The organism is Streptomyces sp. NPDC087215 (genome assembly GCF_044744885.1).
GTDB lineage: Bacteria > Actinomycetota > Actinomycetes > Streptomycetales > Streptomycetaceae > Streptomyces.
On record NZ_JBIUZD010000002.1, the window covers coordinates 180,926 to 198,839 of the forward strand.

Annotated in this window: 18 protein-coding genes and 2 tRNA genes; 16 read left to right on the plus strand and 4 right to left on the minus strand. The window is 72.2% G+C overall.

What is annotated here, in order from left to right; all coding sequences use genetic code 11:
• Positions 1–37: 37 nt before the first annotated feature.
• Positions 38–1,726 carry a hypothetical protein gene (locus ACIO92_RS05440; protein ID WP_366440561.1) on the minus strand — a complete coding sequence of 563 codons (1,689 nt, stop codon included), beginning with the start codon at positions 1,724–1,726 and terminating at the stop codon, positions 38–40.
• Positions 1,727–1,956: 230 nt separating this feature from the next.
• Here ACIO92_RS05440 and ACIO92_RS05445 point away from each other — a divergent pair, with 230 nt between their 5' ends.
• From ACIO92_RS05445 to ACIO92_RS05475, 7 genes are all read left to right on the plus strand, one after another.
• Entirely contained in the window at positions 1,957–2,955 is a 999-nt protein-coding gene (locus ACIO92_RS05445) for a glycosyltransferase family 2 protein (protein WP_366440560.1), read from the plus strand.
• Positions 2,956–3,275: 320 nt separating this feature from the next.
• Positions 3,276–3,698 (plus strand): GtrA family protein, encoded by a 423-nt coding sequence (locus ACIO92_RS05450; protein ID WP_366440674.1) that lies wholly within the window; start codon positions 3,276–3,278, stop codon positions 3,696–3,698.
• Between the two features lie 133 nt (positions 3,699–3,831).
• Positions 3,832–4,962 (plus strand): glutamate 5-kinase, encoded by a 1,131-nt coding sequence (gene proB / locus ACIO92_RS05455; RefSeq protein ID WP_366440673.1) that lies wholly within the window; start codon positions 3,832–3,834, stop codon positions 4,960–4,962.
• 127 nt (positions 4,963–5,089) lie between these two features.
• Entirely contained in the window at positions 5,090–5,611 is a 522-nt protein-coding gene (locus tag ACIO92_RS05460; protein ID WP_366440559.1) for a hypothetical protein, read from the plus strand.
• 130 nt (positions 5,612–5,741) lie between these two features.
• Positions 5,742–7,025, plus strand: a complete 1,284-nt coding sequence (locus ACIO92_RS05465) for a glutamate-5-semialdehyde dehydrogenase (RefSeq protein ID WP_366440558.1) — start codon at positions 5,742–5,744, stop codon at positions 7,023–7,025.
• A gap of 77 nt (positions 7,026–7,102) precedes the next feature.
• Positions 7,103–7,663, plus strand: coding sequence for a hypothetical protein (locus tag ACIO92_RS05470; protein WP_366440557.1), 561 nt, complete (start codon positions 7,103–7,105; stop codon positions 7,661–7,663).
• A gap of 114 nt (positions 7,664–7,777) precedes the next feature.
• Entirely contained in the window at positions 7,778–8,857 is a 1,080-nt protein-coding gene (locus tag ACIO92_RS05475) for a hypothetical protein (protein ID WP_366440556.1), read from the plus strand.
• 216 nt (positions 8,858–9,073) lie between these two features.
• Here the strand turns inward: ACIO92_RS05475 and ACIO92_RS05480 are convergent, their stop codons facing one another.
• Positions 9,074–10,249 (minus strand): M48 family metallopeptidase, encoded by a 1,176-nt coding sequence (locus ACIO92_RS05480; RefSeq protein ID WP_402282329.1) that lies wholly within the window; start codon positions 10,247–10,249, stop codon positions 9,074–9,076.
• A 129-nt stretch (positions 10,250–10,378) separates the two neighbouring features.
• Here ACIO92_RS05480 and ACIO92_RS05485 point away from each other — a divergent pair, with 129 nt between their 5' ends.
• The 7 genes from ACIO92_RS05485 (at position 10,379) to ACIO92_RS05515 (ending at position 14,762) form a co-directional block, all read left to right on the plus strand.
• Entirely contained in the window at positions 10,379–10,654 is a 276-nt protein-coding gene (locus ACIO92_RS05485) for a hypothetical protein (protein ID WP_366440682.1), read from the plus strand.
• 83 nt (positions 10,655–10,737) lie between these two features.
• Entirely contained in the window at positions 10,738–10,899 is a 162-nt protein-coding gene (locus ACIO92_RS05490) for a hypothetical protein (RefSeq protein ID WP_351792857.1), read from the plus strand.
• A 51-nt stretch (positions 10,900–10,950) separates the two neighbouring features.
• Complete coding sequence (gene nadD / locus ACIO92_RS05495) at positions 10,951–11,571, plus strand: nicotinate-nucleotide adenylyltransferase (protein ID WP_366440554.1); 621 nt, start codon at positions 10,951–10,953, stop codon at positions 11,569–11,571.
• Between the two features lie 36 nt (positions 11,572–11,607).
• Positions 11,608–13,326, plus strand: coding sequence for an LCP family protein (locus tag ACIO92_RS05500; protein WP_402282332.1), 1,719 nt, complete (start codon positions 11,608–11,610; stop codon positions 13,324–13,326).
• A gap of 150 nt (positions 13,327–13,476) precedes the next feature.
• Positions 13,477–13,944 (plus strand): ribosome silencing factor, encoded by a 468-nt coding sequence (gene rsfS / locus ACIO92_RS05505; protein WP_366440552.1) that lies wholly within the window; start codon positions 13,477–13,479, stop codon positions 13,942–13,944.
• Positions 13,941–14,594 carry a histidine phosphatase family protein gene (locus ACIO92_RS05510; protein WP_366440672.1) on the plus strand — a complete coding sequence of 218 codons (654 nt, stop codon included), beginning with the start codon at positions 13,941–13,943 and terminating at the stop codon, positions 14,592–14,594. Before rsfS ends, ACIO92_RS05510 begins: the two co-directional genes overlap by 4 nt.
• Before the next feature lie 95 nt (positions 14,595–14,689).
• Positions 14,690–14,762: transfer RNA gene (locus ACIO92_RS05515), tRNA-Ala, on the plus strand.
• On the opposite strand, the gene ACIO92_RS05520 is transcribed toward ACIO92_RS05515, so the two are convergent.
• Positions 14,744–15,667, minus strand: coding sequence for a helix-turn-helix transcriptional regulator (locus tag ACIO92_RS05520; RefSeq protein WP_402282334.1), 924 nt, complete (start codon positions 15,665–15,667; stop codon positions 14,744–14,746). The two genes, ACIO92_RS05515 and ACIO92_RS05520, sit on opposite strands and share 19 nt — an antisense overlap.
• A gap of 543 nt (positions 15,668–16,210) precedes the next feature.
• On the opposite strand from ACIO92_RS05520, the gene ACIO92_RS05525 reads away from it, so the two are divergent.
• Positions 16,211–16,444: a hypothetical protein gene (locus ACIO92_RS05525; RefSeq protein ID WP_056559019.1), complete on the plus strand. Its 234-nt coding sequence runs from the start codon at positions 16,211–16,213 to the stop codon at positions 16,442–16,444.
• On the opposite strand, the gene ACIO92_RS05530 is transcribed toward ACIO92_RS05525, so the two are convergent.
• Positions 16,423–17,661 carry a glycosyltransferase 87 family protein gene (locus ACIO92_RS05530; RefSeq protein ID WP_366440550.1) on the minus strand — a complete coding sequence of 413 codons (1,239 nt, stop codon included), beginning with the start codon at positions 17,659–17,661 and terminating at the stop codon, positions 16,423–16,425. The genes ACIO92_RS05525 and ACIO92_RS05530 overlap by 22 nt on opposite strands.
• Positions 17,662–17,782: 121 nt before the next feature.
• Between ACIO92_RS05530 and ACIO92_RS05535 the strand changes: the two genes are divergently transcribed.
• Positions 17,783–17,855: transfer RNA gene (locus ACIO92_RS05535), tRNA-Ala, on the plus strand.
• Positions 17,856–17,914: the final 59 nt, after the last annotated feature.

The window sequence follows — 17,914 nt, forward strand, 5'->3', positions numbered from 1 at the left end:
GGGGGACACAGCGGCGCGGGCGTGGCGGGCGCGCGGATCAGGGCCGCACGAGCCGCTCGACCCCGTAGTACGCGGCGGCGCAGCGGGCCGCCCAGTCGTCCGCGTACACCTCGGTGAAGAAGGGCTCGGCGAGCCCGCCGATCAGCAGCGGGCGGTACGTCACCTCCCGCCGCCCGGCCGCCGCCTCCGCCCGGATGCGGACGTCCTGCCGGTCCCACGCGATGCTCCGCGCCACCGTCTTGGTGGTCAGGGTCCGCACCGGGAGCACCAGGGCCGTCAGGCTCGCCACGGCCACGGCACCGGTGACGACCAGCACGACGAGCCCGGCCGCCCGTGCCCCGCCGGTCGTCGGCGCCCGGCCGAGCCGACGGCCGATCCGGTGGCCGAGCCAGGCCCCGTAGCCGCAGAGCGCCAGCAGGAACGGGACGAGGAAGCTGGTCCACGTGCGCGCGTAGGTCCAGCCGCCCGGCCCGTAACCGCCGCGCAGACCGTACGCGGCGACCAGGCTCCCCAGCGCGATCAGCGGGACCGGCAGGGCGACGGCCACCAGAAACGTTCCTCTTGAGGGAGGGGCGTCCGGTGAGGGGTCGTACGGCGAAGGGGCGTCCGGCGAAGGGGCGTCCGGCTCGCTCTTCCGGTGCGGGGGTGCGCCTTCCCGGTCCGGGTGGGCGTCCTTCGGACCTGGGGACGCGATCCTCCGGTCCGGGGACGCGTTCCTCCGGTCCGGGGAGGGGCCGGGGGCCGCGAACGCCACCGCGAGCCCCAGGAGCACCCCGGCCGCGAGAGCGCCCGCGTACGCCCACTGCCCGCCGACGGTCTCCCAGATCCGGTACCAGTCGCCGAGTGTCGCCCGGACCTCCGCGAGGGAGAGCGGAGTCCCCGGCCGCTGCGCCCGCCGCCAGCGGGCGCCCGGCGAGGTGGACAGCAGCACCAGACCGATCAGGAGCCCCAGACACCAGGCCGCGCACCACGTCGGCACGAACCGGTCGCGCGTCCTGCCGAACCGGGGGAGGCAGAGCACCCCGACGGCCAGCGCGATCAGTCCCGACATGGCGACGAACGGCTCGCTGAGCATCCCGATCGCCGCGCCGAGCAGTACCGCCGCGCCGACGGCGGCGCTCCGCGCCCAGCGCCGACGGCTGCGGGCCGCGACCACGGCGGAGAGCGCCGCCCAGACGCCCACCACGCTCGGGAGGGTGTGGGAGACGGTGGCCGGGGCCCAGAGCAGCACCTGATAGGGGCGCGTGCCCGCGAAGAACAGCAGTGCCTCGACGACCAGGGTGGCGGTCAGCGCGGCCACCCGGGGGAACGGCAGGCGCAGCGCCCGCAGCGCGGCCCGGCCGAGGAGGTACAGACCGATGCCGAGCGTGACCACCAGGAAGGCGGGCAGCAGGGAGGGCCCGAGTATTCCGTCGGAATAGAGCAGACCGGTCAGGAAGGCGTTGGTGACCCGCCCGTTCTGTGTCAGGTAGAAGTCACCGGTGATGCCGAGGACGCCCAGGTCACGGGCCTTCCAGAGGGCACACCAGTCGTCCGACGTGGGGCGTACGTAGAGGCCGAGGAAGGCGCCGACGGAGAGCAGCGCCCCGGCGCCCGCGGTGACGACCAGGGCGACCGGGGGGAGTGCCCGCCGGGGGCCGTTCCCCCCGTCGTCCGGTCCGCCGCCGTCCTGTCCGTCGTCCGCCGCCGGTGCGTCACCGCGCTCCGAGAGGGTCGTCCTGCTCACCGGTCATCGCTCCACGGGGCTCTACGAGTGACAAATAGGTATAAATGCCACGTATATGAGTATCTTCCTTGCATGATTTTCCGCATGGACGACATGCCGACCGGGAGCGGTCACCCGGGCGACGCCGGACGGTCACCGCCGTTCCGTACCGTGGCCGCGCTGCTCGAAGAAGAGTTCGGTGGCGGTCCCTCAGGACGTACTCCCGCCCATCCCTCTGGAGTGACCGTTCCATGACCAGGCTTTCCGTCGTCGTCCCCTGCTTCAACGAGGAGGACGTCGTCGAACTCTTCGACGCGCGGATGCGCCAGGTGCTCGACGCCCTCCCCGTCGGTTACGAGATCTGCTACGTCGACGACGGCAGCTCCGACGGAACACTGACCAAGCTGCGCGGGATCGCCGCCCGGCACCCCCACCGCACCCAGTACGCCTCCTTCAGCCGCAACTTCGGCAAGGAGGCGGCGATGCTCGCCGGACTGCGCAAGTCCACCGGCGACGCCGTGGTCATCATGGACGCCGACCTCCAGCATCCGCCGGAGCTGCTCGCGCGGATGCTCGACCTGCACCACCAGGGCCACGACCAGGTCATGGCGCGACGCACCCGCGAGGGCGACAAGAAGGTCAGGTCCGTCCTCAGCCGCGTGTACTACCGGGCCGTCAACCGCTGGGTGGACGTCGAACTCACCGACGGCGTCGGCGACTTCCGGCTGCTGTCCCGCCCCGCCGTCGACGCCCTGCTCTCGCTCCCCGAGTACAACCGCTTCTCCAAGGGGCTGTTCTCCTGGATCGGCTTCGACACCGTCACCTTCGACTACCAGAACGCCGCGCGCGAGGGAGGCGAGACGAAGTGGCGGTTCAGCTCGCTCGTCAACTACGGCATGGACGGGCTGATCTCCTTCAACAACCGCCCGCTGCGGATCGCCCTCTGGCTCGGCATGATGCTCACCGGCTTCGCCGCCCTCTACGCCGTCTGGGTGACCGTGGCCGCCCTCAGCCAGGGCGTCACCGCCCCCGGATACGTCACCCTGGTCGCGATCATCGTGGGTCTCGGGGGCGTGCAGATGGTGATGCTGGGGCTGATCGGGGAGTACATCGGCCGCATCTACTACGAGACCAAGCGCCGCCCGCACTTCCTCGTGAAGGAGACGCACCGCTCCTTCGGCCGGGGCGCCGCCGAACGCGCCGTCGCCGGACGCGCCGCCCGGGTCGTGGCCACCGAGGGGGAGCGCTGATGGGGCCGGGGGGGCCGAGCGGGCCGGGTGGGCCGGGTGGTCCGTCCGGACCGGGTGGTCCGGGTGGTCCGGACGGGGCCGGTGGTCCTGGTGGTTTCTTTGGCCCCAGCGGCCCCAGCGGCCCCAGCGGCCCCAGCGGCCCCAGCGGCCCCAGCGGCCCCCGTGGCCCCCGTGGCCCCAGCGGGGCGGAGGACCGGAGCGCGGGGGAGGCGGCCGGACCGGGCGGACGCGCGGAGGAGACAGCCGGACGGGAGACGCCCGGACCGGTCCGGGGCGCGGAGGGGACGGGCCGACGGCCCCGGCGCGCGCGGCTAGCCGAGATCTTCCGCTTCGCCCTGGTCGGCGGGGTCAACACCGCCACCTTCTTCGGCTGTTACCTGCTGCTCCACCCCTGGATGCCGTACTTCGCCGCCTACTCCCTCGCCTTCCTCCTCAGCATGGTCGGCTCCTTCTTCCTCAACACCTACTTCACCTACCGCACCCGGCCGACCTGGAAGAAGTTCGCCCTCTTCCCCCTCACCAACGTCACCAACTACCTGGTGCAGAGCGTCGGCCTGTACGCCCTGGTCAGCTGGGCCGCGATGGACGACAGGATCGCGCCGCTCGTCGCCGCCGTCGTCGCCATCCCCTTCACCTACCTCATCTCCCAGCGCATCCTGGTGCCGCGCGGCACCGGCCAGGACCCCACCGCCTCCGGTCCAGGGAGCGAAACGGACGAGCGGCAGCCCTCCCGCCTCGCGTAGATTGCCTGGCAGCCGCCGCCCGGGAGCGGGCGCCGCGCAGGACAGCCGAGTGAGGACGACGCAGGTGGCGACGCACGTGACGACGCAGCAGAGCACGCAGGTGACGGGAGAGGCGGCCCTCGCGCGACCGTACGTGACGGAGGCCCGCAGGATCGTCGTCAAGGTCGGCTCCTCCTCGCTCACCACCGCGTCCGGGGGCCTCGACGCCGACCGCGTCGACGCCCTCGTCGACGTCCTCGCCAAGGTCCGCAGCGGCGGCGAGAAGGAGATCGTCCTCGTCTCCTCCGGAGCCATCGCCGCGGGCCTCGCCCCCCTCGGACTCACCCGCAGGCCCAAGGACCTCGCCCGCCAGCAGGCCGCCGCCAGCGTCGGCCAGGGCCTCCTCGTCGCCCGCTACACCGCCTCCTTCGCCCGCTACGGCGTCCGCGTCGGCCAGGTCCTCCTCACCACCGACGACACCAGCCGCCGCGCCCACTACCGCAACGCCTACCGCACCCTCGACCAGTTGCTCGCCATGGGCGCCCTGCCGGTCGTCAACGAGAACGACACCGTCGCCACCGACGAGATCCGCTTCGGCGACAACGACCGCCTCGCCGCCCTCGTCGCCCACCTCGTCCGCGCCGACCTCCTCGTCCTCCTCTCCGACGTCGACGGGCTCTACGACGGCGACCCCGCCAAGCCCGGCACCTCCCGGATCGCCCGGGTCACCGGACCCGAGGACATCGCCCACGTCGAGATCGGCGCCGCGGGCAAGGCGGGCGTCGGCACCGGAGGCATGGTCACCAAGGTCGAGGCAGCGCGGATCGCCGCAGCCGCGGGCATCCCCGTCGTCCTCACCTCCGCCAGCCGCGCCGCCGACGCCCTCGCCGGCCGGGACACCGGCACGTACTTCCACCGCACCGGCCGCCGCTCCGCCGACCGGCTCCTCTGGCTCGCCCACGCCTCCACCCCACAGGGCTCCCTCACCCTCGACGACGGAGCCGTCCGTGCCGTCGTCGAAGGCAAGAAGTCGCTGCTCGCGGCCGGTGTCGCGGCCGTCGAGGGCGACTTCGTGGCGGGCGACCCCGTCGAACTGCGCGACACCGGGGGCCGGGCCGTCGCCCGTGGCCTCGTCCACTTCGACGCCAAGGAACTGCCCCGGATGCTCGGACGTTCCACCCACGTCCTCGCGAAGGAACTCGGGCCCGAGTACGAGAGGGAGGTCGTCCACCGGGACGACCTGGTCGTCATCGGTCACCCCGCGCGCCCCACCCGAAACGGCTGAAAGTACGGCCATCCGGAAGGGACGTTCACCAAAACCGCCCCAAGTACGCCCTCGGACTGGTCAACTTTGTCCCGGGGGCAAGAGCAGGGCGGGGACAGCACCACACGCATCACACAGGAGGCCGCCGGTGAGACGAGCGCGCCCAGGGGCACCGCCCCGAGGGACTGCCGAACGCGCCCTGACCAGTGTCGAGGCCGGAGCCGACTTCGACGAGACACGGGCCAGGTCAGAGGACAGGAAGACCGAACCCGGCACGGAGCCACGGGAGTCACGCGAGGTACGGGAGGTGCGGGCCGAACAGCGGCCCGTGTCCAAGCTCTGGCACATCACCCTCAGCGTGTCCGGGGCGGAGTCGCCCCTGAAGGAGGTGCGGCGCGGGCTCGAACAACTCGCCCACGACCACCCCTTCCTGCTGACCAGCCGTTACGCCAACGACCACGCCGAGATCCGGTACTGGGAGGAGGCCCGCGACCTCCACGACGCCGCGGCCGTCGCGCTGCGCCTCTGGGGCGAGCACCGGCAGACCGCGAAGCTGCCGCCGTGGGAGATCGTCGGCCTTGAGGTCATCGACCGCGAGACCTACCACCAGCGCATCGCGGAGGGCTACGGCCCGCCCCCGGCGGCCCCGGTCGGCGTCCACCCGTACTGACCGCCGCCCCGGCACCGGCCGACCGGGAGGCCCGCCGCCCGGGAAGGCCGCCGTCCCGTGCCGCGGGGCGCCCGTCTCGGAGTGCGGGATACGTGAGGGATGTCCGCGGGGCTGCCAGTACCCTGCGGGCATGACCTCGCTCACGCCCCTCGACAACCTGTCCCCGGTCACCCGGGCCGCCTACCGGGCCCGTGGCGCCGCCGCCGAAATCGCGCCACTCCCGCGCGCGGCCAAGGACGACGCCCTGCTGGCGATCGCGGACGCCCTGGAAGTGCGCACCGCCGAGATCATCGAGGCCAACGCCGAGGACATCGCCAAGGCCCGCGAGGCCGGGACCAGCGAATCGGTCGTCGACCGGCTGACCCTCACCCCCGAGCGCGTCCGGGCCATCGCCGCCGACGTCCGCCATGTCGCCGCGCTGCCCGACCCCGTCGGCGAGGTCGTCCGGGGCTCGACCCTCCCCAACGGCATCGACCTGCGCCAGGTCCGCGTCCCGCTCGGCGTCGTCGGCATCATCTACGAGGCCCGCCCCAACGTCACCGTCGACGCCGCCGCCCTCTGCCTCAAGTCCGGCAACGCCGTCCTGCTGCGCGGCTCCTCCTCCGCCCACGCCTCCAACGCCGCCCTGGTGAAGGTCCTGCGCGACGCCGTCGGCGGCGCCGGACTGCCCGCCGACGCCATCCAGCTCGTCCCCGGCGAGTCCCGCGAATCGGTCCGCGAACTGATGCGCGCCCGTGGCCTCGTCGACGTCCTCATCCCGCGCGGCGGCGCCTCCCTGATCCGTACGGTCGTCGAGGAGTCCACCGTCCCCGTCATCGAGACCGGCACCGGCAACTGTCACGTCTACGTCGACGCGCAGACCGACCTCGACATGGCCGTCGACATCCTGATCAACTCCAAGGCCCACCGGGTCAGCGTCTGCAACGCGGCCGAGACCCTCCTCGTCCACCAGGACGTCGCCGAGGTCTTCCTGCCCCGGGCCCTCGACGCCCTCGCCGAGGCGGGCGTCACCGTCCACGCCGACGAGCGGGTCCTCGCCCTCGCCGAGGGCTCCAAGGCCACCGTCGTCCCGGCCACCGCCGAGGACTGGGAGACCGAGTACCTGTCGTACGACATCGCCGCCGCCGTCGTCGACTCCCTCGACAAGGCCGTCGAACACATCCGGATGTGGTCCTCCGGCCACACCGAGGCGATCGTCACCACCTCGCAGGCCGCGGCCCGTCGTTTCACCCAGTTGGTCGACTCGACCACGGTCGCCGTGAACGCCTCCACCCGGTTCACGGACGGCGGACAGTTCGGCTTCGGCGCGGAGATCGGGATCTCCACCCAGAAGCTGCACGCCCGGGGCCCCATGGGCCTTCCGGAGCTGACCTCGACCAAGTACATCGTCACCGGTGACGGTCACGTGCGGTAATCACCTCCTTTCGGTACGGGCGGGGAGGGTTCGCACTCTCCCTGCCCAAAACCCCCGCGCGGGTCTACTCTGAATCCGTGCCGGACGACGTGGGGGGCAAGCCGTTCCAGGACGGCGGGGACCCCGAGGACGCTGTCGACCGCGGAGGCGCCGACGAGGTCCACGCCGACGTGGTCTTCGACGAGGACTTCGTACGGGCCGCGGCCTTCCACGAACCGACCGCCGTCGAGCGGCTGCTCGCCGCGGCCCAGGCCCGTGCCGAGGCCGAGGCCGCCCGAGCCCGCGCGGGCGGCGGACCCGCCGACGACGACCCCTGCGGGGAGCGCCGAGACCTTCCCGGCCTCACCTACGAACCCGACGACGTCGGGGACGACGCCAGCCCCTACGGCCGCCACGGCGGCGCCCTGCGCCCCTACCGGGGCAGCGCCCGCTGGCACCGGCCGGTGGCCTGGCTGCTCGCCCTCGTCATGGGTGTCGGCATGGTCGCCCTCGCCTTCAGCGCCGTCTACCGGGGCGCGGCCGCCAGTCGGCAGGACCAGGTCCCGCCGCCCGCCACCACGGGCGTCGACGCACCCAACCCGAATCCGGCCCCGCCCGTCGCCCAGGTACCCGCCGTGCGGTCCACATCACCCGGATAGCGGTCGGAGCCCCCACAACTCTTGGCGGCCCCACCACCCCCGGACGGCGAATTCTTCCGAACTTGTCGTGTACCTGGGCGTTTACCGAAGCCCCCGCCGACCTACCCTGAAAGTATGGCAAGCCGTGGCGACCCACCCGAGGGGACGCCCGAGGGGCTCCCCGGCGGTGGTGAGGACGAGTACCGATCCGTCGTCTTCGACGAGGCGTTCGTCCGTGCTGCCCGCCTCCAGGAGTTCTCGGCCAGCGAGCGCATGGGCGAGCCCGCCCGTGCCGTCCGCAGCGTCCCCGCCGTCCGGGACGGCCGCAGCGGCTCCCGCCCCACCGTCCTGCTGGTCCTGCTGATCCTCCTCGCCTTCGGCACCGCCCTCTACCTGGGCGTCCGCAACCCCTACCAGCCGCCCGCCGACCAGCGGGCCGAACCGCTGCGGACCACCGTCGTCCCGCTCGCCCCGCGGGGCCCCGTCGTCGGCGGTACGCCCGAGCGGCTCTTCGACCACAGCCCGGCGGCCGAGTACGGGGTCGGCGCCGCCGGGATCAACCTGCCCCTCGCCGGGCGCACCTCCCACTTCGCCGAGAGTCAGGTCGTCACCGCCCTCAGCATCGCCAAGGACTACCTCGTGGCCTCCGGCCTGGAGCCCGACGTCCTCTCCGGGGCGACCGTGCGGCCCCCGCGCGTACTGCTCGACCCCGACCAGCTGGAGCAGTTCGACCGGAGCGTCGAGACACCGACGAACGACGGCAGACACGCCCTCGCCGCCTGGCTCGTCCGCTTCGACCCCCGAGAGGCGGTCCTCGCTGACCCCGGCGTCCGGGTCCAGGGAGTCCTCCACTACGAGGAGACCGGTACCGAAACCCTCGACGTCCTCGCGGACCACACGTACACCTACGCCCTCCGTCCGGCCGCCCAGGCACCGGGCGCCGCGGCCTCCCTCTTCACCGTCCACCGCGTCGTCCGTTTCCGCTTCGACCGCGACGACCTGCGTATGCACCGGGCCGAGCTGCTGACCAGCACGGCCGAGGCGGGCCCCCAGGCCTGCGGCCCGGACAGCACCGGAACCCTGCGACCGCTCCTGGCGGGCGCACGGGCCCCGGACGGCGGCCGGCCTCCGGTCACCGACCCGTACGCCACGGCCCGGCCCGCCGCCCCGTCCCTCTGCGGAACGCTGGCCCCGGCCGCCCAGCCCTCCCCGTAGCCCGTCCGGGAGCACCCACCGGCGATCGCGCTCACCTGGCGGGCGCCGGGCGATCGGTGCCATGGCCGCCGGTCGGCCCGATGCCGGACGGCCGGTGTGATGCCTGCCGGACGGCCGGTGCCCGATGCCGGGAAGCGCCGACGACCGGTGTCCGGAGCCGGGAAGCACCGGGCGGGCGGGTGCTGGCGGGTGGGGAGCGCCGGGCGACCAGCGGGCCTACTTCTCGGTGCTTCCGGTGCTTCCGGTGCTTCCGGTGCTTCCGGTGCTTCCCGTGTCTCCGCCGTCGCCGTCCGTTCCGTCGGTCGACGTGCCCCGCTCGCCCTCGGCGGCCTTGCCGCCCTGCGCGCTCTTGTCCCCCTGGCCGCCGCCGAAGCGGTTCCGCAGCCGTCCGCCCAGGTCGCCCGCCAGGTCACCGGCGCCACCGGCTATGTCCCCGACCAGCTTCAGCAGGGGATCCTTGCTGGTCCGCACGGTCTCGGCATAGTGCCCCGCGGACTCGCGGAAGGCGTCCGTGACGGAGGTGTCCTTGTCCTCCGTGCGCTTCGGGTAGTGCCCGTCCATGATCCGCTGGAAGTCGCGGCTCTCCGCCCACTTCTTCAGCTCCGCCGCCCGGACGGTGGTGAAGGGGTGCGTCCTGGGCAGCACATTGAGGATCTTCAGGACCGAGTCCCGCAGGTCACCGGCCTTCTCGTACTCCTCGGCCTGGGCCAGGAACGCGTCCACGTTCATCTCGTGGAGGTGGTTGCCGCCCGCGATCTTCATCAGCCCGCGCATCGAGGCCCGCACGTCCTGCCCGACGAGGAGCCCGGCCCGGTCGGCGGAGAGCTCCGACTTGCGGAACCACTCGCGCAGCGCCGTCACGATCGCGGTGATCGCCACGTTCCCCAGCGGGATCCAGGCGACCTTGAGCGCGAGACCGGTCAGGAAGAGCAGCACCGTGCGGTAGACGGAGTGCCCGGAGAGGGCGTGGCCGACCTCATGGCCGACGACCGCCCGCATCTCCTCCTCGTCGAGGAGCTCCACGAGACCGGTGGTGACGACGATGATCGGCTCGTCGAGGCCGATGCACATCGCGTTCGGCTTCGGGTCCTGCGTCACGTACATCGGCGGGACCTTCTCCAGGTCCAGGATGTGACAGGCGTCCCGCAGCATGTCGTTGAGGTGGGTGAACTGCGCGTCACTCACCCGGACGGAGTCCGAGAGGAAGAGGAGTCGCAGACTGCGCTCGGGCAGGAGCCCGCTGAGCGCCTTGAAGACCGTGTCGAAGCCGCTGAGCTTGCGCAGCGCCACCAGCGCCGACCTGTCGGCCGGATGTTCGTAGGCCCGTGAGGAGATGCCGGGGAACCGCTTGCGCTGCCTGCTCGGCGCGCTCCCCTGGTCGTTCTCGGTCATGGATGCCCCCTGTTCGTACGAGTCGGTGCTCGTCCCCCTGACCACACCCACCCTAGGCGCTGGCGCTACCGTGTGCCGGGGCCCTGTGGATAACTCGGGCACCACGGACGACCGAGGAGCACGACCGACATGCCGGACACCGCAGACTCCGTGACCACCCTGCTCGCCGCCACCGCGCAGCAGGGGCCCGGCGACACCCTCCGCATCGTGCTGCTCGTCTCCATCGTGGGCGGCGCCCTGCTCGCCTGGTTCCTGTTGCGCGGCTACCGCACCGAGGACCCCGACACCACCGGTACGACGAATGCCCCCGCCGCCACGGAACCCACCGCCGCGGGGAAGCCCACCGACAGCGGGAAGCCCGCCGGCACCGCCGACGACAACACGGAGCGCGACGCCAACGCCTGAGTCGGCGTGGGCCTCTCCTGACCGCCCGCATACGATGTGCGCGAAGTCTCCGCTCCCATCCCCGATCGATAGGTCTGTCGAAGATGAGCCTCCACAGCACCGCCACCCACCTGGTCTCTCTCGCCGAGGGGGCCGAGCACGGTGGCAACCACCACAGCCTCAACCCCTACATCATCGGCTTCGGCGCGCTCGGTGCCCTGCTCCTGCTGCTGTGGATCACCACCCGCTTCAACCGCGACCGCTGAACCGGAGACCCTGATCAGGCGTCCGCCGCCGTGCCAGTAGGCTCTGCACGCATGGGAGAGCAGGAAGTGCCTACTGGCGGGCGCGGCAAGCGCCGACTCGGCGTGATGGGCGGGACCTTCGACCCGATCCACCACGGACACCTGGTGGCGGCCAGCGAGGTCGCCGCCCTGTTCCACCTCGACGGGGTGGTGTTCGTGCCGACCGGGCAGCCGTGGCAGAAGAGCGACAAGGCCGTGTCCGCGGCCGAGGACCGCTACCTCATGACGGTCATCGCCACCGCGTCGAACCCGCAGTTCTCGGTCAGCCGGATCGACATCGACCGCGGCGGAGCGACCTACACCATCGACACCCTGCGGGACCTGCGCTCCCTCAACAGCGACTCGGACCTCTTCTTCATCACCGGGGCCGACGCGCTGTCGCAGATCCTCACCTGGCGCGACGCCGAGGAACTCTTCTCGCTCGCCCACTTCATCGGCGTCACCCGGCCGGGCCACGACCTCACCGACGACGGTCTGCCCAAGGGCGGCGTCTCGCTGGTCGAGGTGCCCGCGCTCGCCATCTCCTCCACCGACTGCCGGGCGAGGGTCGCACAGGGCGATCCCGTCTGGTACCTGGTCCCGGACGGCGTGGTGCGCTACATCGACAAGCGCCAGTTGTACCGCGGCGAGTGAGCCGGCGCGGCGAGTGAGCTTCGGGGAGGGGCACCGGTGAACGACCAGCAGCATCCGTACGATCCGTACCATCCGCAGCCGCAGATCATCGGCTACGACGAGTACGGCCAACCGGTGTACCAGCAGCCACAGACGCCCCCACAGGCATCCGGGCAGCACTACGACCCGTACGGCGGACAGCAGACCCAGCAGCCTCAGCAGACCTACGGCTACGACCCCTACGCCCAGCAGCCGGGCCAGACCCAGCAGCCCTCCTACGACCCCTACGGGCAGCAGGGCTACACCTACCCCGGCTACGACACCGGACAGCAGTGGGCCGCCCAGCCCGAGGCCGCCCAGGCCCCCGCACAGGCCCAGGCCCCCGCGCAGACCCCGCCCGCCGCGCCCGTCGCGGCCCCGGCGGGCGTCCCCGGACAGCGCCCCGCACCCGAACGGCCCACCCCGGCCCGTACCGCCGAAGGCCCCGCCGAGACCGACGCCGAGGACCGCGACCACCGCAGCGAGCAGTTCTCCTTCATCGAGGAGCCCGACGAGGACTCCGAGGACGTCATCGACTGGCTCAAGTTCACCGAGAGCCGCTCGGAACGCCGCGAGGAGGCCAGGCGCCGGGGCCGCAACCGGATCGTCGCCCTGGTCGCCGTCCTCGTCCTCGCCGTCGTGGGCGGCGTCGGCTACCTCTGGTCCGCCGGCCTCCTCCCCGGAACGTCCGACGGCGAGGCCAAGACCGGCGGCACCGCCACCGGCCCGCAGAAACGCGACACCATCGTCGTCCACCTCCACGAGACCAGAAGCGGCCGGACCTCCACCGCCCTGCTCGTGGAGAACACGACCACCCGCCAGGGCACCACCGTGCTGCTCCCCAACTCCCTGGTCGTCGCCGACGACGAGGGCGTGGCCACCACCCTCGGCGCGTCCGTCGAGGACGACGGCTCCGGCGGGACCCGGCAGGCGGTCGACAACCTCCTCGGGACCGACGTCACCGGCACCTGGCGCCTGGACACCCCGTACCTGGAGAACCTCGTCGAGACCCTCAGCGGCATCGAGGTGGACACCGACGTCGACGTGCCCGACACCAAGAAGGGCGCGGATCCGCTGGTCCGCAAGGGCGAGAAGCAGACCCTCAACGGGCGCGCCGCCGTCGCCTACGCCACCTACCGGGTGCCCGGCGAGCCCGAGGCCGCGCAGCTCCAGCGCTTCGGACAGGTCATGTACGGCGTGCTGCGGAAGTTCTCTTCCGACCCCGGAGCCGCCACGGTCACGGTCCAGACCCTCCAGCAGATCCTCGATCCCTCCCTCCCCGAGAAGGACCTGGGCGCTTCCCTGGCCAAGCTCGCCGAGCACGCCAAGATGGGCGCGTACAAGACGAGCGTCCTCCCGGTGGCCGAGGACGGCACCCTGACCGAGGGCGCGGGCGAGAGCCTGGTCAAGGACGTCCTGGGCGGCAAGGTCACCGCGCCCAAGTCCGACGGCGTGCCCCGGGTCTCGGTCCGTGACGCCTCGGGCAGGAAGGCGACCGAGTCGGCCCGGGTCGTCCTGGCCAACGGCGGCTACTCCTTCGTCGGTGGCGTGGAGGCGGCGACACAGGAGAAGTCGCAGGTCGTCTACGGCGACGACACCCAGAGGGCGACGGCCGAAGAGGTCGCCAAGACAATGGACCTCCCGGCCTCCTCGGTCACCAAGGGGAAGCCCGCCCGAGGAGCCGTGGTCACCGTGGTCCTGGGCCAGGACTACAAGGTCAAGAAGTCCGGCCGGTAACAGGCGCCCGGACCGGTGCCGGGCGGCCCCGAGCCGCCCCCGAGGGGCCGGTCCTGGCCGCCCGGCACCGGCCCCCGGAAAACGTTGGCGGTGCCGTCGGCGGTCCGTGAGACCCTGGAGGGGTACTGGACCGCCGACGAAAGCCTGCTTGTGACCGCCACGGATCGTTCCATCGAACTCGTCAACGCCGCCGCTCAGGCGGCCGCCGACCGGCTCGCGCACGACATCATCGCGTACGACGTCAGCGATGTGCTGTCGATCACCGACGCCTTCCTGCTCGCCTCCGCGCCCAACGACCGCCAGGTCAAGTCGATCGTCGACGAGATCGAAGAGCGCCTCAACAAGGACCTCGGCGCCAAGCCGGTCCGCCGCGAAGGCGACCGCGACGCCCGCTGGATCCTGCTGGACTACGTCGACATCGTCGTCCACGTCCAGCACAGCGAGGAGCGCGTCTTCTACGCGCTCGAGCGCCTGTGGAAGGACTGCCCCGAGCTGCCCCTCCCCGAGGACGCCCGGAAGACCCACGGCAAGGGCGCCGAGCACGCCGCCCTGACCGGTGTCGACCTCTCCGAGCACGCCGCCGGGCTGCCCGACGAAGTGGACGGTGAGCTGAACTGAGCATCACCGAGGGCGGCAGGGGCCGTCGCATCGTCCTCTGGCGCCACGGCCAGACCTCGTGGAACCTGGAGCGCCGTTTCCAGGGCTCGACCGACATCGAGCTGACGGAGACCGGCGTCTCCCAGGCGCGCCGGGCCGCCAGGCTGCTCGCCGCGCTGGAACCGGACGCCATCGTGGCCTCCGATCTGAAGCGGGCGGCTGCCACCGCCGCCGAGCTCGCCACGCTCACCGGCCACTCCGTCGCCCACTACTCCGCGCTGCGCGAGACGTACGCGGGGGAGTGGCAGGGCCTGACCCACGACGAGATCGTCACGCGGTACGGCGATCAGTACGCGGCGTGGAAGCGCGGCGAGCCCGTGCGCCGGGGCGGCGGCGAACTGGAGAGCGAGGTGGCCGACCGGGCCGCACCGGTCGTCCTGGACCACGCCGACAAGCTGCCCCGGGACGGCACGCTCGTCGTGGTCAGCCACGGCGGCACGATCCGCACCACCATCGGCCGGCTCCTGGGCCTCGAAGCCCGCCACTGGGAGAGCCTCGGCGGCCTTTCGAACTGCTGCTGGTCCGTTCTCGGCGAGGGCGCCCGCGGCTGGCGGCTGACGGAGCACAACGCGGGCACGCTGCCCGAGCCCGTGCTCGGCGACGACGCCTGAGCCCCCCGGTCGGCCGACCGGACCCGGATTTCACTTTCCGGCAGGTCACAGGCTAAAGTTCTTCTTGTTCGCAGCGCAGAGCGCGAAGAACACGAGGGGCTATAGCTCAGTTGGTAGAGCGCCTGCATGGCATGCAGGAGGTCAGGAGTTCAATTCTCCTTAGCTCCACAGTCACCGGATCCCGTCCTCTTCAGGGGGGCGGGATCCGTCGTTTCCGTCGTCGCCCCGCACAGGGACGCGACCCGGAGACGGCTCTCCTCGTCGTCCGGGGTGTGGACCACGATCCGGCACTCCGGCATCCCGTTCACGGAGAGGGAGACCGAGGTCATCCGGACCTCGCCCACCCGCGCGTGCCGGAAGACCTTCACCCGGGCCCCCGGCGGCGCCACGTCCGCGCCCCGCCACAGCCGGGCGAAATCTGGACTCGTCTCCACCAGCCCCCGTATGAACTCCTCCCAGGCGCGCTCGTTCACATGGCGCCCGTACGCGCCCCGCAGCCGGGCCACCATCAGCGACAGTTCCCGCCGCCGGTCGACCACCGGGCACACCGCCTCCGGGGCGCTGCACAGCGCCCACAGCGCGTTGCGTACGCCGAACGGGCCCGTGTCCAGCTCCTGTCCGTCCCGGAAGAAGAGCCGCTCGTACACGCCGTTGGTGGCGAGCACGTCGTACCGCGCGTTGTAGAGCACCGCCGGGTGCGGCTCCAGGGCGTCGAGGATGCCCTGGAGCTCCCGGCCGACCTCGGGGAGGTCGGACGCGGACGGCTCCGGGGCGTACGGCACCTCGGCCAGCCGGTAGAGGTGCTCGCGCTCGGGGCGGTCGAGCCGCAGCGTACGGGCGACCGCGTCGAGGACCTGCGCGGACGCGTTGATCGGACGCCCCTGCTCCAACCACGTGTACCAGGTCACGCCGACCCCGGAGAGCCGGGCGACCTCCTCGCGGCGCAGACCGGGCGTGCGGCGGCGGAGCCCCGGTGGCATCCCGACGTCCTCCGGTGTCACCCGGGCCCTGCGGCCCCGCAGGAAGGCGGCCAGTTCCGGCCGTCGGCGTCGTTGTGCCGGTACGGCGGTCACGATCGTCCCACCCCCATGGTCGAGTCCCCGTGCCGCCGTCGCCGGGCACTGTCGGTACCGGCATCGGCGGGCTCCCACCCGTGCCGGACCCCGGTCCCGCTCCGCGCGCGACCTCGACCACGGCACGTCCCGCAACCAGTAAAGACGGTGGCACCGACAACCGGCCCGGACCGCCGCCGGGGGTGGTGGTGCCGCCCGGTCCATGGCACCCCCCGGCGCCCTCGCCGTCAACCTCGCGGCGCCGACGACCCGCGCCGGACTCCCCACGCGCGCGCGTGGACCCGACCCGCCCGCCACGGGGCGGCCCGTCCCGCGGAACGCGCTCGTCCTGGAGGTGACGCCGCAGGCCCCGGCCGTCGCCGCGCTCGTGGGCGGGCAGGTCCGGCCACCACACCGAGCGGGCCGCCCCCTTGCGGGGCCATGGCAGAATCGGACGGCCGGAGGGGACGAGATTCCGGATGGGAGGGTGACCCAAGTGCTCGGTGACAACGGCGGGGTGTGTCCCATGGGCGGACGGCGCGCGGTCGCGGCCGGAGCCCACTGATGGGTGCGCACAGGCGGAAGTGCGACTGGTGCGGCAGCGGGACGCCCATCGTGCGCGACATGGAACCCGTCAACCCCGGATTCCAGTACTGGTGCGAGGAGTGCGCACGGGCGCTGATCATAAAAGGCGACCCCATCGAGACGTACCGCGAACTCGAGGGGGAACCGATCTACGGCCGGCTCCTCGACGAGCACTGCACCCTCAAGCGGTTCTACTCCTTCGCCACGGCCTGACGCCGCAGCAGGCCCTGACGCCGCAGCGTCAGCGCGTACCCCACGAACACCGCGGTCGCCGTCAGCGGATAGACGGCCGAGAGCAGCATCTGGCCCGCGTTCTGGTCCAGTTCGGGCCGCCCAGGGTCGTGCGGGACCCACCACAGCATGAACGAGGCGAACGCCAGGGCCACCGCACCCGTCACCGGCCACACGCGCGTGGAGCGGTCCGCGAGCAGGATCAGCAGCGGCACGCACCAGACCCAGTGGTGGGACCAGGAGATCGGGCTGATCATCAGCGCGGTGAACGCGCAGACGACCACCGCCACCGCCTTGTCGCCGCGCACGGCCGCCCGTACCGCCAGCACCATCGCCGCGCCGCCGAGGAGCGCCGCGGTCACCGCCCACCACATGCCCGGATCGTCGGTGTGCATCAGCCGGGCCAGCACCCCGCGGATCGACTGGTTGGCCGTCTCCTCGGCGAAACCGACCCGCCCGGTCTCGAACAGGGTCTCCGTCCAGAACCGCCGGGAGTCGGCGGGCAGGGCGACCGCCACCACCAGCGTCGTCCCGAGGAACACGCCCGTCGCCGTCGCCGCCGTGCGCAGCCACTGGTTCCAGGTCCGGTCCCGCCGCCACAGGAGGAACCCGGCGACGAGCAGCAGGACCACGAAGAGCCCCGGTGTGAGCTTCACCGCCGTCGCCAGACCGATGCCGAGACCGGCCCAGCGGCTGCCCTCCCGGCGCGTCAGGTCCCAGAGCACCGCCACGGCTATCAGCAGGTTGATCTGGCCGTACCGCAGCGTCGTCCACACCGGCTCGCACCAGACCACGACGGCGGCGACCCACAGCGTCGTACGCCACAGGTCCGTACGGGACAGCGACGGGCGGACCAACTGGAGCGACAACTGCACCAGCGCGACCACCAGGAGCAGGTTCCCCGCGGTGGCCAGCGTCCGCATCAGCGGCACGCCCACCAGGGTCAGCGGGACGAACAGCAGTGCCGCGAACGGCGGGTAGGTCATGCCCAGGTTCGCGGAGGTGGCGCGCATCGCGTACAGATCGCCGCCCGCGAGGACCGTCTCGCCCTCGGCGCGGTAGACCATCACATCGAGCATGTTCACGTGGGCCAGGCGTTGCGCCGCCCAGAAGGCCACGAACGAGAACAGACAGACCGCCGCGGCGGTGGCCAGGGGCCACGGCCGGGCGCGGGTTCGGGAGAGCACGGAGACGGACACAGTCGGCGACCCTACCCGGCAGGTCAGAAGAGCCCCGAGAATCGATTTGGAGATCTGCCGGGGAGCCGGTTAATGTTCTGTCTGTCGCCGCGAGGGAAACCGGAACGGAGACGGAAAGCAAGGGGCTATAGCTCAGTTGGTAGAGCGCCTGCATGGCATGCAGGAGGTCAGGAGTTCAATTCTCCTTAGCTCCACAGAAGATCCACGGAAAGAAAGCGGGTCACCCGGATCGGGTGGCCCGCTTCTTCGTGTC

Coding starts and splice junctions, on each gene's coding strand:
- ACIO92_RS05480 (WP_402282329.1), bottom strand. CDS start 10,249: ATGACCGAGAACGACCAGGGGAGCGCGCCGAGCAGGCAGCGCAAGCGG.
- nadD (WP_366440554.1), top strand. CDS start 10,951: ATGGGAGAGCAGGAAGTGCCTACTGGCGGGCGCGGCAAGCGCCGACTC.
- ACIO92_RS05465 (WP_366440558.1), top strand. CDS start 5,742: ATGACCTCGCTCACGCCCCTCGACAACCTGTCCCCGGTCACCCGGGCC.
- ACIO92_RS05525 (WP_056559019.1), top strand. CDS start 16,211: ATGGGTGCGCACAGGCGGAAGTGCGACTGGTGCGGCAGCGGGACGCCC.
- ACIO92_RS05475 (WP_366440556.1), top strand. CDS start 7,778: ATGGCAAGCCGTGGCGACCCACCCGAGGGGACGCCCGAGGGGCTCCCC.
- ACIO92_RS05445 (WP_366440560.1), top strand. CDS start 1,957: ATGACCAGGCTTTCCGTCGTCGTCCCCTGCTTCAACGAGGAGGACGTC.
- ACIO92_RS05485 (WP_366440682.1), top strand. CDS start 10,379: ATGCCGGACACCGCAGACTCCGTGACCACCCTGCTCGCCGCCACCGCG.
- ACIO92_RS05490 (WP_351792857.1), top strand. CDS start 10,738: ATGAGCCTCCACAGCACCGCCACCCACCTGGTCTCTCTCGCCGAGGGG.